Source organism: uncultured Ruminobacter sp. (assembly GCA_902764345.1).
In the GTDB taxonomy this organism is placed as follows: Bacteria; Pseudomonadota; Gammaproteobacteria; order Enterobacterales; family Succinivibrionaceae; genus Ruminobacter.
On the sequence record CACWVT010000056.1, the window covers coordinates 1 to 14353 of the forward strand.

Consider the following 14353-nt stretch of genomic DNA (forward strand, 5'->3'; position numbering starts at 1 on the left):
GCAATTTGACATGAGCACAAAATCAACACCGTAAAACACAAGAATCGGTATAAAGAATTTATGCCCCATAAACTCCGTTACCACAGCACCGACATCTGCAGGCTCATCCCCGCTATTTTTGATTCGCTCCATATAATCCGGGTATATGACAACTCGGTATGTAACAAGCTGACCGAATGGCTTATCTCTCTCATCAACTGTTATTTCGCAGTCAAGAAGAGGTACGTTTCCCGAGAAAAACAGATCTGAAGGAATACCTCCCTTATCGAGCATTTCCCTGTAGCAGAACTGTTTCCAGAACCTGGATACAGCCTCATCATCTTTGGATTTAAGATGAATGCGGTCAGTCGGACGGCTCTGAGAGATATCCCGCCACACTTCATCACGAACGTCATCCCTCAGAGGAGTCATGGAAACGCAGTTAAGAGCAGAATTTTCAAAGGTAACATTTCGCTTCTTATTGAATTCAGCTCTCTTCTTCACAAGCTCCTTATAGGAAAAGCCTTCACGCTTAACAGACACTGCACACTCTGCAGCAATCTGATCAAATTCAGAGTCCGGCATAGTGGCAAAAATCTGAGACAGTTTTCTGTATTCATCGATAGTTAAAATGCTGGCGAGCCCATTAAGCATCGCCTCTTTCATTTCATCTCTGCTCTTAAATGGCGAATTTAAACAGGTCATTAGTCCACAACCTCCGCTGGAACTTCAATGCTCTGATGATGGTTTCAAGTTCGCAGTCACCGCCTAAAATAAATTCGACCTCACCGGTATTGCCGTTACGACCGCGTACCGTCTTAACAAACATGTCGGTATTACCGATGCCGGTGATGCGGATGTAGGTACGGCTGCCGTGTTCTGCGTTACCGCCCTTAAAGCCGTTAGTGCCTGCTTCAACCTCCAGCACATTGGCACTGGTTACTTCACGGGTGAAGGTGGTAAGCCTGGTTCCGTCGGGCAGAACTTTCTGTTTTTCTTTAATCTCGAACATAAAATCTCCAATAGAAATTGATTAAACCTCGGGGTTTTCCCGCCCCCTCAATATTCCAATGGACGTGAAAAGGTCGTTTTGACGAAACGAAATGAAAAAAAGTGATTTTTTGGTTAAAGAGTGAGCAATTTGAACCAGGAGCCATAACAGTTTGGTTAATTTAATCGTTTTGATCCCGTAAAATTAAGTAAGAAACACGAGTAAGAAAAGGGGAAGATAATGGCTAATAATATTGAACGTCTTGGAGTATCTTTCTGCGAGTATGTTGCAAACAAAAATGATTGGATTTTTAGAGAACAGCCAATAGGTGATATTGGTATCGATGCACATATGGAGTTTAACGATACAGATGGAGAAACTCAGAGACTTCTTGCCATACAGATAAAAAGTGGTGAAAGTTTTTTCAGAGAAAAAAAAGACGGAAACATTATTTTTAGAGGGATCGATGATAGGCAATATAACTATTGGACAACATATCCATTACCGTGCATTATTGTTCTTTATAATCCAAATGATAATACATGTATTTGGCAAAAACTAACAAATGAAACTATTGTGAAAACAAATAACGGATATCGCATTGCAGTCCCTGAAAAGCAAGTGTTTTTAGATGATTTTTCAAACGATATCTTAAAAAAGTACACAAATTTGCCAAATTACATTACTAATTACAATTTTTTGCTGTCGCAGAAGATTTTTATGGAGATTATTGAAAGTGGCGGTTTAGTAAAACTTCATGCAAAGGAATGGATTCATAAGACTTTAGGGATCAGAAATGTGGATCTTATTGTTGAACATCTAGGAAAGATAGAAACTTATTCTTACCCTTATTATTTTCCATACGATTCAGGTGAAGTTGTTTTTCAACGGTTATTTCCTTGGGCTGACTTTTCTATTGATGAGGAGTATTACGAGAATAGTGACTACGAACAATGGTTAGAAAGTGAGAACTATTATGATGATGAAGAAGGCAAATATTTTGTCATTGGTGACTCGTTTGAAGAATATCGAAGTTCCTTACCTCCAATTCGAGGAATAGATCATTGTGGTGAAGTTTCTGAGTTTATGCTTATCATGGGGTTAAATGATTTGGGTAAATCCTTTTTAACTGTTGACCGGTATACTTCAATGTCTCGACCTTACTCAAATGTAAAATCATACAAAACAACATGTTAACTTGATCGGTGCCGACCGACTAAGTCACCGACCAAGATACCGATCAAGTTAAGGCGCTAATCCTTTTTGTAGTAGGGCGATGTGTAACCGCTGGCGGTAAGGATTAAGCCTTCAGCCCATGGCGGCCCATGGCGGAGTTCTTCCCATCTGTTCACAAAGAGCATCCAGACTCACGCGGGGATCTGCCTCGATGACCACTTCATCATGGATGTGCATAACTATGTTGCAGTGCCGTAAAGTCTTCATGGCATAACACAGAATGTCCCGGGCGGTTGCCTGCACGATGTTTTCCACAAACTTGGGACCATAGGATTCGAGACGCTCCCATTTCTTGGTAGCTCCAATGCCTTCATACGTGATGCTTTCACCGCCGAACTGGTTCATGCCGATACGCGGTTTAACGTAAGCGAGCTTTCTGCCGGAAGGCAGGGTAATAAACAGCATGCCACTTTTGAAGGAAAACGCGAGACCGTGTGTTTTGGTGGAGGTTCGTTCGCTCACCGCTTCCATTACGGCATTGTCGACAGCCCACCAGAACTTCACAATATTCGGATTGGCATTTCTCCAGGCATTGACGAGGGGCTGTAACTCTTCCTCCTTGAGTCCCATCTCAAGGGCCCCCATGGCTGTTAATGCACCAGTCCCTCCGCCGTAACCAAGGGCGAGCTCCGCAATTTTTCCTTTCTGCCTCAGATGCCCGTTTACACCGTGTTTTTCCACAGGAACCTTAAACATCTGGCTGGCACTGGCGCAATAGATATCACCACCTTTACGGAATACCTCAGACCTCCATTTTTCTCCGGCAAACCATGCAATCACTCTGGCCTCAATGGCAGAAAAGTCAGCTACATAAAAGAGCTTTCCTTCCGGTGGCACAAAGGCTGTTCTGACGAGCTGAGACAATGTATCCGGCACATCGTCATAGAGCATGGATAGAGCGTCATAATCACCGGTTCTGACAAGTGCTCGTGCCTGATCTAAATCGCTCATGCTGTTTCTCGCAAGATTCTGGAGCTGTATGATTTTGCTGGAAAAACGCCCGGTGCGATTAGCTCCGTAGAAGCTAAAGAGTCCCCTGGCTCTGCCGTCAGCGCATACAGCATTCTGCATTGCCTGGTACTTCTTCACTGATGACTTGGCAAGTTGCTGCCGAAGCGTTAGAACCTTGATGAGTTCCGGCGGGGCGTTTTTCATAAGTTCTGCCACGGCTTTCTTGTCGAGGCTTTCCGTTTCAAGACCGTTACAGGCAAGCCAGTCTTTCATCTGCTGTACCGAGTTGGGGTTTTCGAGCTTGGTAAATTCCCTCATGGCACTTATGAGCTCATTTCGGGAGCGTTCATCAATGGCAATTGCCTGATGCACCAGTTCCAGATCAAGAAGTACACCACGGTCGTTAATTTCCTGATCGAGGTGGTATTCCTCCCAGACGAAGTCCGGTACTGGGAACTTGCTCAGTCTCTGCTGTATTCCCATCTCGGCTTCCACGTCACGGACGTTGTAGCGCTTGAACATTTCCCACTTGTCAGGAGCGTGATGTGGAAGATTTCGTGTCCTGCCGCCGTTTGCCTGAGTGGGGGAGCATGGCTTGCAGAAATAGCGGATTAGCTCTTTGCCTTCCGTGAGTTTCTGCTTATCAAGACCAAGTACCGCACCGGCACCTTCAAGCGAAAACGGCAGTCCCAGAGTTGCCGCCCACACCATGTCGCACCTCCAGCCTTCGGGGCTGAGGAACCCTGTGATAATGCCCATGTCTCTCAGATACCGGGATAAACAGATTCGTTCAAAATTTGCATGCCATGCCCATTTGATGACGGTATCGTCCGTCAGAGCATTGATGATCACTTCGGGAAGTTTTTCTCCGGAAGCGAGATCAACAAGCTGTACCTCACCGCCATCAACACTGTAGGCAAAGAGCAGAATTTCAAAATCGGGAGCCTCGCAGTAACGGTAGACTCCGCTTTTCCGCAAGTCCTCACTGCTGTACGTCTCCACGTCCATACTGATAGATTTCATAAAGTTCTCCTATCAAAAAAGGGCAGCAGACCAAACCGCCACCCTTGATTAATTGTTAAAAGTTACCTGTTCCGGTTACCACACACGACGCTTTCTTCGTTTCAGAAACTCGGTAAAGAGGAATCCGAGGAACTCAAACAGAATTGCCGCTACAACACCGGTAAACACCCCGGCAGCGAAGCCTGTAAGAAAGATTTCACTTGAATCCATAACGCCTCCTAACCTAAAAAGTCTTCATCATCTTCAGTGGCAAAATCGCTCTCGGCACTTGCCTTGCCACCCAACGGTTCACCGTCCCTAATCTTCTGCAGATTATTGAGACCGCAGGCGATCCCCTTGTTGCCGTTGGCATTGAAGGCATAGAAGCTGATTGACGCTCTGCCGTAGCAGCCGGAATACACCTCAGACTTATCGATGATCTGATTTTTTGCCGCATCAACAATTCCCGGAGCAGAGGTAGAGTTGGCATTGACGAAATACGCATTGGCGTAGGCTGGATCTTCCGGACGCTCCAGATCACCATCGCGGAGAGGGTTTCTGAGGGTGCTGAGTGCAGGCGCGGACTTGCCATTTCCCTTGAGCTTGGACTGACCGTCACGGAAGGCTTCCTCAATGGCAGCCTTGATCTTGCCAACAGTTACAGTATCTGACTTCGGGATAATGAGAGACACACTGAACTTAGGCTTACTGCCTTCCATTGCCTTAGGTTCCCATACATTTGCATAAGACCATCTGGTGTTAACACCTGTAATCACTTTTGTAGCCATAATTTATTCTTCCTTAAAATCTAAAGTTGCACTTGAAACTGCCGGTCTTTTATCGCTCACCGGCACGAGCGCTGGTTTGCCTTTCGGCTTGATGATAAGTCCTGACAGCAGTTCATCAAATCGGGCTTTTCCGAGGAGTTTCTGCATGGCGGTAATGCCTAGAAGCTTCTTCTCAAACGGATCGAAGCCAGCCTCGCATACAGCCCTGATGACCTTATCCTCGCTGGTGAACTTTCTGACTGATCGTCCTTCCACGAGCTTCCAGCCGTGCCATTCCTTACCGCTGACAGCCTGTTTCAGGGCGTATTCCTTTACGTCATTTGCCCAGGAGGCAAGTTCATCAGCCTTGGATAAGATCAGCTCGACCTCAACATCCTCAAGAAGCTCCGGCAGTTTGAAATCATGCTTTGCCAGCATGAGGTTTGCCTCGGCTCTGGCACGGCAGACGTGTTTTGCCTTACAGAAACCGCACCATTCACCGGAACAGAATTCACCTTTACCGGCAAATGCCTGTTCTGCTACAGGCTTCAGTGTGTTCTCAGCCCATTGAAGAAGTTCTTCCCTGGAAATTTCCCAGGTGCTGATGTTCTCACGGCGGGGCTGGTAGATGGTCATGCTGACTTTTTCGATGTCATAGAGCACATCAAAAATGTTCAATGCACCAAGGGCATAGCACTTCATCTGCGGATTGTTTTCAGCCTCAACGAGAACACCGAGACCGTGTTTGTAATCAACAATGCGCAGTGTTCCATCGGATACAATGATGCAGTCAGCCGTACCGAACCCTTCGGCTACCCATTGCGAGAAATCAACTCTCTGCTCAATGAGCACCTTCGGATCAGAACAGGACTTGGCAGCCTCGTTTACCAGCTCAAGAACAAAGGTGGCATAACCGGTGGCGCACTCATCCATCTCTTCGCTGAAACGGGAAAGCTCGGGAGTAGGATCAGCAGCATCCATTCCGAGTGCTGTTTTCAGCTTGAACTCGCAGAGCTCATGAGCTTCAGTGCCTTCGGCAGCAAACTCACTGCCGCCATCATCCGGAAACTGCTCACTAAGACGGACAGATGGTGGGCACATCAGCCAGCGGTGTGAGGCCGAGGCTGACAGGATTGCGTGAGAATCAGGCATTCTTGAGTCCCTCCGCATCTTTGAGAACGTCGGCATAGCACTTCGGATCAAGAGCAGAAAGCTTTGATGCACCGTACTTTTCCAGCAGAGCCTTAACGCCTTCACGGTTTCCTGCACGGGCGATGTCTGCCAGAATTCCGCGAACATCCTCAAAGGATAATTTCGGAGTTTCCGGTTCAGCCACAGTGGCGGGAGCCGGTGCAGCATTTTCGGTAGAAACCTGTTTGGTTTCAGCATTTTCAATAAAAGCAGAAAGCTCGTTCATTGCTTCACTGATGAGTTCAGCAGCATTCTTAAGCTTTGTAATCGTTGGTTCGATTGTCATAAAAAACTCCATTAGATTTAAGTTCAGCAAGGGTTCTTGCCATTCGTGCGGATACTCGTGAAATCGCGGTAAGCACCTCAATCAGATCACGTCCCCTCCGCTGGGGAATTCGATAAGCCTTTCTCATGTTTAACCTCCTTGATTAGTGGGGCCTACAATATCCAATGGACATCGAAAATGCGTTTTGACGAAAACCGACGAAAAAATTTTGAAAAAAAACTCCGATTGTGTGTTTTATAATCGGAGTCTGATAAATAAGGCATTCAGCTAGAACCTGTCAGGAAATTCCTGCGACAGGATTTCTTTAACTTTCTTCAGTCTTGAGTTGATGGTTGTTCTCTTGATGCCTACCTTATCTGCAATCACGGCATCAGCCATTCCGCTTTCCCGGAGTCTGCCAATCTGCAGAGCTTCCGGCATGAGTTCCTCAAGACGCTTGAGCAAATGCTGCAGTTCGTCCGCATCGCATAAAAGGTTCTCAACAAGCTCAGACTGATCTGCCGTGCATTCTTCAAGTGAGCACTCATTCCCGTACTCGTCTACAAAAGAAGCCGCCTCCAGTGACAGAGTTTCGTTGCCTTCACACTGGAATTCGCAGTTTTGGCAGTCTGTATCACACAGCCACCACATGCGTTTGGTGCAGTTACAGCATCCGTGAAGACGCTGACGTTTCCTGAAAGCACAGCAATATTTCATATATTCGGCATAAGCCTTAGGTTCAATTTCTCTCCATGTTCTTGTTCGTTTATCAAAGATTTTTGCCATTTAGGTTTCTCCAACTCGGAAAAACCGAAGCGGAGAAGCCCTTCACGGCTGATTGTCACAGTGTGCATATGTCACCTTCCGGGGAATCCCCGTTTCGGATGACAGTGCGTGCATAACACTGACGGTTTAAGTAAATTCACCTGTTTGGGCAATGCACCATCAATTTGCAACTTGATGTGCTTACGCAGGCGGGTTAAAAAAAATTGCGTCCAGATCACAATGACGCAGGCATAGAACATCTCACATGAGTGATACCTGTTCCGTAAATTAAGCCTTTGTCTTTTGGTAAAAAAATAAATCCCCCCAACAAGTAGCCAGGGGGATTAGTGAAATCTGACGTTTGGTCAAGATCCATACGAAAAAAAGCAGGCATCTTTTTGTGGTGTCTGCTTTAGTCAATATGAAGTAATTATGTGATCTGGATAACAAAAATTACAGAGCGTGGATTTTACAGAGGAAAAGGCTTTCTTTCCATTGATTTGTGATAAAGTAACGTTTAATCGGCGATTATTTGGTAAGGGATGGAGTGATTTTTGTGCATGTGGTTGACAAATGTACAAAGTATGTCGCAGATTTGGTTAAGAGGTGAGCAAGACAGGCTTAACGGTCGTGGAGTTATGTTTAATGTGATTAAATAGTATTCGTTAAGATTGGCTTTTTGCTGAAAATGTGGGTATTGCTACGAAAAAGACATCAGAATTGTGCTAACATCGCTCGAACTACGTTATACAATGTCAAATTCTGCTGTCGTTAAAGTTTGGAAAAGTTATGGCTGTGCTAGGAAAATTAGTTGAGATAGAAGACCTTCGAAAGGTTTGGCCTCACGAAGCGTGTGATTTTACTCCGTGGCTGTCACAAGAAGAAAATATTGCACTTTTAGCAGATGCTGTTGGTTTAGATGAAATAACAGTTGAGGAGACTGAGTCTTCCGTCGGTGATTTTAATGTTGACATTTTTGCTTCAGAAACTGGGACAGGTCGTAGGGTTATAATTGAGAATCAACTTGAAGATACAAATCACGACCATCTAGGTAAATTGATTACCTATGCTTCAGGAAAAGATGCAAATGTAATAATCTGGGTAGTTCGTCATGCTCGAGAAGAACATAAGTCTGCAATTGAATGGCTTAATAATCACACTGATGATAGTTTAGGCTTTTTTCTGTGTGAAATTAAACTTTATAAAATAGGCAATTCAGACCCCGCGGTTAAGTTTGATGTGGTTGAAAAACCTAATGATTGGGTAAAAGAGGTCAAAAAAAGCGAATACGCCACAGATACTCAAAAGCAACGCTATGAGTATTGGCAAGCTTTTCAAGAATATGCGTTTAAAAACCCCGATTTTGCTAAAGCATTTCATAGGAGAAAGCCTTCTACCGATCATTGGTTAACCTTCGCGGTAGGTGTATCTTCATGCAAAATTTCGGTGGCTCAGATTAAGAAAAGAAACGAAATTAATGCAGAGTTATTGATAGATGATGATAAGGAATTGTTCGATGCTCTATATAGCAATAAAGACAGAATAGAGCAAGATGCTGAATTAAAATTTGATTGGCGAAAAATGCCTGAAAAGAAAGCAAGTCGCATTGTTATTACCAGAAATGCAAACCTGGCAGAAAAGGAAGAATGGACTGGGCAATTTGATTGGTTGATTGATATGATGCTTCGTATTAAGAGAGCTTTTAAGAAATATCTTTAGAGGCTAATAAAAAGAGGGTTTTGTTATGTCAGAATTTAGCGAGGATAGCAGAGTTAAGTTTCCAACTATAAAGCACCTAATGGAAATGGGGTATAGTTATATCTCGTTCAAGGGAGTTAAAACAAAGGATGGGGAGTTGGAAAAAACTTATGTAGATCCTGCGACTAATATTTTGACTGGAATATTGAAGAAAGCTTATTTCAAGTTTAACCCCCAAAAGAGTGAAGATGATTTTAATCAGTTGCTTTCAAAAGTTAAAAATTCTTTAAGTAATGATGATTTAGGAAAACAATTCTACAATGAGTTTTTGTTGAATCCTGATGAACGAATGATCGACTTCTCGTCATCTGAAAACTTTAGGGCGAATAACACTTTTCAAATAGCTACTGAACTTACCTGCGGAGATAAGTCATCTGATAATTTTAGACCCGACATAACAATTTTTATCAATGGGTTACCGTTAGCGTTTATCGAAGTGAAAAAGGAAAACAACACTAATGGTATTCAAGCTGAAACAGAAAGGATGAAGGTTAGGTTCAAGAATCAGGCTTTTAGAAGATATTTGAATTTAACCCAGATTATGGTGTTCAGCAATGATATGGAGTATGCGTCTGAAAACCGACCTCCGGTGCAAGGAGCTTATTATGCAACCATAGGCAGGAGAGATACCAAGTATTCTACTTTCAGAGAGGAAGGTCAGGATAGTTTCCCTATAAAGATTCATGTTCATAATGTTTCAAGAGTTACAGAGGAATTGATGCTGAAGGATAATAATGTTCCTCAGTATCTTAATTTTTCAGAGTATAAAACAAACTGTAATTATTCAAATACACCAACCAAGAGAATATGCAATAGTTTATTCAGCTATGAAAGGTTTTATTTCTTTCTGAAATACGGAATAGCCTATGCCGATTACAGTTTCGGTAAACAAAAGCACATAATGCGGTATCCTCAATTATTTGCATTAAAAGCTATAGAACGCATGCTGGATAAGGGAATTCAGAAAGGTGTAATTTGGCATACTCAAGGTAGTGGAAAAACAGCTCTTGCCTATTACTCAGTTAAATATTTGACTGATTATTATTCTAAGCAAGGCGTAATACCACAGTTCTTCTTTATTGTTGATAGGCTTGATCTAATGATTCAAGCACAGATGGAATTTTCGTGCCGAGGTTTGAAAGTTAATCCAATACAAGATAAGGAAGATTTTAAAAATATTATTACTAGTCCTCTAACAACTCAAAATCAAGAAGGACGGTTGGAAATCACTGTTGTAAATATCCAAAAATTTACTGATGATTCAAAGGTAATCGGAAAGTCTGCCTATAACGTTAAGGTTAAGAGAATTTACTTCATTGACGAGGCACATCGAAACTACAATCCACAGGGATCTTTCTTGAAGAACCTTATGGGAAGTGATACTGAGGCGGTAAAAATTGCATTAACGGGTACTCCTATTATTACAAAGGATATAAATACAAAGGATATATTTGGCGATTATATACACACCTATTACTATAATGCGTCTATCTCAGATGGATATACTTTAAGGTTAATGCGTGAAAATATAAAATCAACATTTAAAGGAGTAATGCAGGAAACAATACGAAAAATTCAGGTAGATCCTAAGTATGTCAGAATGAAAGATGTATATTCTCACAAGAGCTACGTTACACCACTGCTTGATTATGTTGTTAATGATTTAAAAGAATATCGTATTGCTCAATCCGATAATTCATTAGCGGGAATGGTTGTTTGTAGCAGTCGTGAACAAGCTCAGAAAATGTACAGCATCTTCCTTCATAAATATGCTGACCCAGAAGAGTTGAATACATATGTTGATGAAGGAGAACAATTTACCGAAAGCCTACCACCGGATACAATAGCCGGGTCAAAGAATTTTACGGCTAAACCAGGATATTTTAGAGCGGCTTTAATTCTTTGTGATAGTGATGATAAAGAAACTAGAAAAGCATGGATTGATCTGTTTAAAGATGGCAGAGTTGATTTCTTGATTGTCTACCAGATGCTTCAAACAGGATTTGATGCTCCACGTTTGAAGAAACTGTACCTGAACAGAATGGTGCGAGACCACAATTTGCTTCAAACGTTGACTAGAGTTAACAGACCTTATAAAGCTTTAAAGTACGGTTGCGTTGTAGACTTTGCCGACATAGAGCAGGAATACAACAAAACCAATCAAAATTATAGAGAGGAACTGGAAAAAGAACATGGAAAAGATACTGTTTCTACGCTTGATAAATTATTTATAACTGAAGACGAAGCGAGAAATCAGATTACCAAGGCGATAGAAACTCTTAAACCGTTTGAACTTCAGAACGCTACTATTTTCGGAAAACAGCTCAATCAAGAGGATGATGTAAAACGCGTTAATGAAATTAAAAACTCTCTTGAATTATTGCAGGGGATTCACAATATGTTGTTGAGTCAGGGATCCGATGCTGAATTGATGCGAGAGGAATTTAATAACAACTGTAATTTTGCAGAAATGCATAATTTCATAAAAGCTGCAAAAAATAGAATTCTTAGTTTGAATTATTTACATCATAAAGATGAAGTTAATGATGTTAGGGCTTTATTGAATTCAGCTCTTGAAGATTTGACATTTAGCTTTGAAAGAGTTGGTGAGCCAGAAATTTTAGAATTGGCTGAACAATATAAGGAAGCTGTTTCATATGTTAGAAATCAGCTCTTGAATAATATAGATCCGGAAGATCCTGAGTATATAAGTTTGGAACAGGCGTTTCTCGAAGAGGTATCCAAGAAAGGAATAGTCGATGGTAATGATCCAAATGCTGTAAAATCGCTCAACATGCATGACAGAGTTGAGGCAATAAATGATATTTTAAAGAAAATTAGGAAAAAGAATGAAGAGGATAATATTCTTGCAATTAAGTATAAGGGAGACCCTAAATTTGTAAGAATTGAAAAAAGACTAAAAGAAAAAGCAGAGGAATATGAAAAGAACAAAGAAAAGTTGAATGAGCATGGATACCGTGATCCTTCAGCAGTAGATGAAAATAATGGGAACGTAGTTTACTCAATTCTCACAAGAAATCAAAATGCGATTAATAATGTTTTGTTGAGCATTAAAGATGATGTTGATGAGATTTGCCTTAATAACGAGGAGGTTATCAATGTTCCTGGATACTTTAACAAGCAAATTAAATCATCAGTTACTAGACAATTCAGATCTGCATTTGGCTCTACAGATGCTGATTTAAGGATTTTTGTGACTGGTTTAATTGATAAAGAATATAAAATTTCAGCAGTAGCAAGAGCTTAATATGGAAAAAACACTAGAAATTCAGCAGCAAACTAAAGACTTGATTGATCGGCTTAAGACGACAACAAGCGTTAATGGACTTGGTAATTCTGGCAGTGAATATATTGTAATTGTTCAGATGTTTTTGTATAAATTTTTGAACGACAAGTTTATTTATGCCGCCAAAAATGAAAGGCCGGATTTAGTTGCTGACGGTAAGGATATTTATGAGTCTTTAGCAGAAATGTCAGATGATGAATACGATGAACTCTGTGACTTAATGTCTGACACTGTTATATTGAAGAAAGAGCATCTCTTGAAAAAAATGGCTGAAAGACAGAATGATGCAAATTTTGCTAAGATCCTTGATTCTACTATGGAAGGCATAGCAGATTGCAATCGAGATGTCTTTTACATAGTGAATGAAGATGATACAAGAGTTCCGATAATTAAGCCTATTTCCGATTTTATCTCTGGAGGAGCACCCAAGAAAAATGCCTTTTGTAAGGCCCTCATAGGTAACATTTCATCTTTTTCTTTTGAATCTGTATTTGATGCAGGCTATGACTTTTTTTCCACAATATTCGAGCATTTGTTAAAAGACTATAATTCTAATGGTGGTGGTACTTATGCTGAGTATTACACTCCGCATTCTGTTGCAAATATAATGGCAAATCTGCTAGTAGATAAAAATGCTGATTTAAAGAGTGTAACATGCTATGACCCTGCGGCCGGAACTGGCACCCTCATAATAGCTCTTGCTCATGCTATCGGTGAGAACAGATGTTCTGTGTTTACTCAGGATATTAGTGAAAAATCCTCGACAATGTTAATGTTAAATTTAATATTGAATAGCATGATGCATTCACTGACTCATGTTATAAAGGGTAATACAATGACTCATCCATTCCATAAGGATGAAAATGAAAAGCTCAAAAAGTTTGATTTTGTTGTAAGTAATCCACCTTTTAAACTTGACTTTAGTGACTATCAAAATCAATTAAAAACAGCAGATCCATATAAGCGTTTCTTTGCAGGTGTCCCAAACATCAAAGATAAGAAAAAAGATGCGATGGAGATTTATCTTTGCTTTTTCCAGCATGTACTCGCCTCAATCAAGGATGCAGGAAAGGGAGCAATTGTTGTTCCAACTGGTTTTTTAACAGCAGGATCAATCGCTCAGAAAATCAGGAAATATTTGGTTGATAATAAATTTTTGAAAGGTGTTGTCAGTATGCCTAGCAACATATTTGCCAACACAGGAACAAACGTAAGTGTTGTATTCATAGATAAGGCGGGAATTGAAACTCCGGTTTTCATAGATGCCAGCAAACTTGGTGTTGAGTCAAAAGACGGAAAGAATAAGAAAACTGTTTTAGAAAGCAAAGATATAGAGCAAATCGTTTCTACATTTCATGAAGCAAAACTTGTTGACGACTTTTCAGTGACTCCAAGTTTTGATGAAATCAAGGAAAAGAATTATAGCTTTTCGGCTGGGCAATACTTCGATGTAAAAATTGAATACGTGGACATAACTCCAGAAGAGTTTGATAAAAAAATGCAAGACTATCAGGAAACTCTTCGGAAATACTTTGAGGAAGGAACACAGCTTCAGGAAGAGATAATGAGCCAGTTAAAGAAGGTTAAGTATGAATAAGGTTAAGTTATCGGAAGTTGCGAATGTCGAATTAAGTTCGATTGACAAAAAGATTGTTCAGGGTGAAAAGTCAGTGAAGTTGTGTAATTTTACTGATGTTTATTACAACTGGGCAATTACCAAAAGTATTGTCGATAAATGCATGAAAGGTTCGGTTAATGAGTCTGAATTCAGCAAATTTGCATTAAAAAAGGGGCAAGTAGCAATCACAAAAGATAGCGAAACCAGATCTGATATAGGCATGTCGACTTATATTTCTGAAGATTTTGATGATGTGGTTTTGGCCTATCATTGTGCATTGATTACACCGAAAGAGGGAAAGGTAAACGGGAAATACCTAAATGCTTTACTGAACGATTCTTATGGGCGCAAGTATTTTGCAAACCAAGCCAGTGGAAGTGGGCAGAGATACACGCTGTCAAAAGAAGCTATAGAGAGCATTAAAATACCTCTTCCATCAATGGAAAAACAGAATGCTATTGGTTCGTTCTTTTCCAATATTGATAGAAAAATTGAGTTGAATAACCGCATAAATGATAATTTA

General features: G+C 41.1%; 13 protein-coding genes. 5 read left to right on the top strand and 8 right to left on the bottom strand.

Annotated elements, in window-relative coordinates; all coding sequences use genetic code 11:
* Together QZU58_RS08755 and QZU58_RS08760 are read right to left on the bottom strand one after the other, a co-directional pair.
* A partial coding sequence (locus QZU58_RS08755; RefSeq protein WP_294496083.1) for a hypothetical protein occupies nt 1-684 on the bottom strand: 684 nt, incomplete at its 3' end.
* The gene (locus tag QZU58_RS08760; protein ID WP_294496085.1) at nt 659-991 is read right to left on the bottom strand and encodes a hypothetical protein; all 333 of its coding nucleotides are present in this window, start codon (nt 989-991) and stop codon (nt 659-661) included. The genes QZU58_RS08760 and QZU58_RS08755, both read right to left, overlap by 26 nt.
* 219 nt (nt 992-1210) lie before the next feature.
* Here QZU58_RS08760 and QZU58_RS08765 point away from each other — a divergent pair, with 219 nt between their 5' ends.
* Complete coding sequence (locus tag QZU58_RS08765) at nt 1211-2167, top strand: DUF4365 domain-containing protein (protein WP_294496087.1); 957 nt, start codon at nt 1211-1213, stop codon at nt 2165-2167.
* A gap of 111 nt (nt 2168-2278) precedes the next feature.
* Here QZU58_RS08765 and QZU58_RS08770 read toward each other — a convergent pair whose 3' ends face one another.
* From QZU58_RS08770 to QZU58_RS08795, 6 genes are all read right to left on the bottom strand, one after another.
* Nucleotides 2279-4180 (bottom strand): DNA polymerase, encoded by a 1902-nt coding sequence (locus QZU58_RS08770; protein ID WP_294496089.1) that lies wholly within the window; start codon nt 4178-4180, stop codon nt 2279-2281.
* Between the two features lie 75 nt (nt 4181-4255).
* Nucleotides 4256-4390, bottom strand: a complete 135-nt coding sequence (locus QZU58_RS08775; RefSeq protein WP_294496091.1) for a hypothetical protein — start codon at nt 4388-4390, stop codon at nt 4256-4258.
* Nucleotides 4391-4398: 8 nt separating this feature from the next.
* Nucleotides 4399-4947 (bottom strand): DUF2815 family protein, encoded by a 549-nt coding sequence (locus QZU58_RS08780; RefSeq protein WP_294496093.1) that lies wholly within the window; start codon nt 4945-4947, stop codon nt 4399-4401.
* A 3-nt stretch (nt 4948-4950) separates the two neighbouring features.
* Complete coding sequence (locus QZU58_RS08785) at nt 4951-6078, bottom strand: DUF2800 domain-containing protein (RefSeq protein WP_294496095.1); 1128 nt, start codon at nt 6076-6078, stop codon at nt 4951-4953.
* The gene (locus QZU58_RS08790) at nt 6071-6403 is read right to left on the bottom strand and encodes a hypothetical protein (protein WP_294496097.1); all 333 of its coding nucleotides are present in this window, start codon (nt 6401-6403) and stop codon (nt 6071-6073) included. The genes QZU58_RS08785 and QZU58_RS08790 overlap by 8 nt, the downstream gene beginning before the upstream one ends.
* A 267-nt stretch (nt 6404-6670) precedes the next feature.
* Nucleotides 6671-7168: a hypothetical protein gene (locus QZU58_RS08795; RefSeq protein WP_294496099.1), complete on the bottom strand. Its 498-nt coding sequence runs from the start codon at nt 7166-7168 to the stop codon at nt 6671-6673.
* Between the two features lie 768 nt (nt 7169-7936).
* On the opposite strand from QZU58_RS08795, the gene QZU58_RS08800 reads away from it, so the two are divergent.
* The 4 genes from QZU58_RS08800 to QZU58_RS08815 form a co-directional block, all read left to right on the top strand.
* Nucleotides 7937-8866, top strand: coding sequence for a DUF4268 domain-containing protein (locus QZU58_RS08800; RefSeq protein WP_294496100.1), 930 nt, complete (start codon nt 7937-7939; stop codon nt 8864-8866).
* 25 nt (nt 8867-8891) lie between these two features.
* The gene (locus tag QZU58_RS08805; RefSeq protein ID WP_294496102.1) at nt 8892-12173 is read left to right on the top strand and encodes a type I restriction endonuclease; all 3282 of its coding nucleotides are present in this window, start codon (nt 8892-8894) and stop codon (nt 12171-12173) included.
* A gap of 1 nt (nt 12174) precedes the next feature.
* Nucleotides 12175-13809: a class I SAM-dependent DNA methyltransferase gene (locus tag QZU58_RS08810; protein WP_294496104.1), complete on the top strand. Its 1635-nt coding sequence runs from the start codon at nt 12175-12177 to the stop codon at nt 13807-13809.
* Nucleotides 13802-14353, top strand: a 552-nt coding sequence (locus QZU58_RS08815; protein WP_294496106.1) for a restriction endonuclease subunit S, incomplete at its 3' end; no start/stop codon positions are given. The genes QZU58_RS08810 and QZU58_RS08815, both read left to right, overlap by 8 nt.

Coding starts and splice junctions, on each gene's coding strand:
- QZU58_RS08805 (WP_294496102.1), top strand. CDS start 8,892: ATGTCAGAATTTAGCGAGGATAGCAGAGTTAAGTTTCCAACTATAAAG.
- QZU58_RS08765 (WP_294496087.1), top strand. CDS start 1,211: ATGGCTAATAATATTGAACGTCTTGGAGTATCTTTCTGCGAGTATGTT.
- QZU58_RS08790 (WP_294496097.1), bottom strand. CDS start 6,403: ATGACAATCGAACCAACGATTACAAAGCTTAAGAATGCTGCTGAACTC.
- QZU58_RS08795 (WP_294496099.1), bottom strand. CDS start 7,168: ATGGCAAAAATCTTTGATAAACGAACAAGAACATGGAGAGAAATTGAA.
- QZU58_RS08760 (WP_294496085.1), bottom strand. CDS start 991: ATGTTCGAGATTAAAGAAAAACAGAAAGTTCTGCCCGACGGAACCAGG.
- QZU58_RS08810 (WP_294496104.1), top strand. CDS start 12,175: ATGGAAAAAACACTAGAAATTCAGCAGCAAACTAAAGACTTGATTGAT.
- QZU58_RS08775 (WP_294496091.1), bottom strand. CDS start 4,390: ATGGATTCAAGTGAAATCTTTCTTACAGGCTTCGCTGCCGGGGTGTTT.
- QZU58_RS08770 (WP_294496089.1), bottom strand. CDS start 4,180: ATGAAATCTATCAGTATGGACGTGGAGACGTACAGCAGTGAGGACTTG.
- QZU58_RS08785 (WP_294496095.1), bottom strand. CDS start 6,078: ATGCCTGATTCTCACGCAATCCTGTCAGCCTCGGCCTCACACCGCTGG.
- QZU58_RS08780 (WP_294496093.1), bottom strand. CDS start 4,947: ATGGCTACAAAAGTGATTACAGGTGTTAACACCAGATGGTCTTATGCA.
- QZU58_RS08800 (WP_294496100.1), top strand. CDS start 7,937: ATGGCTGTGCTAGGAAAATTAGTTGAGATAGAAGACCTTCGAAAGGTT.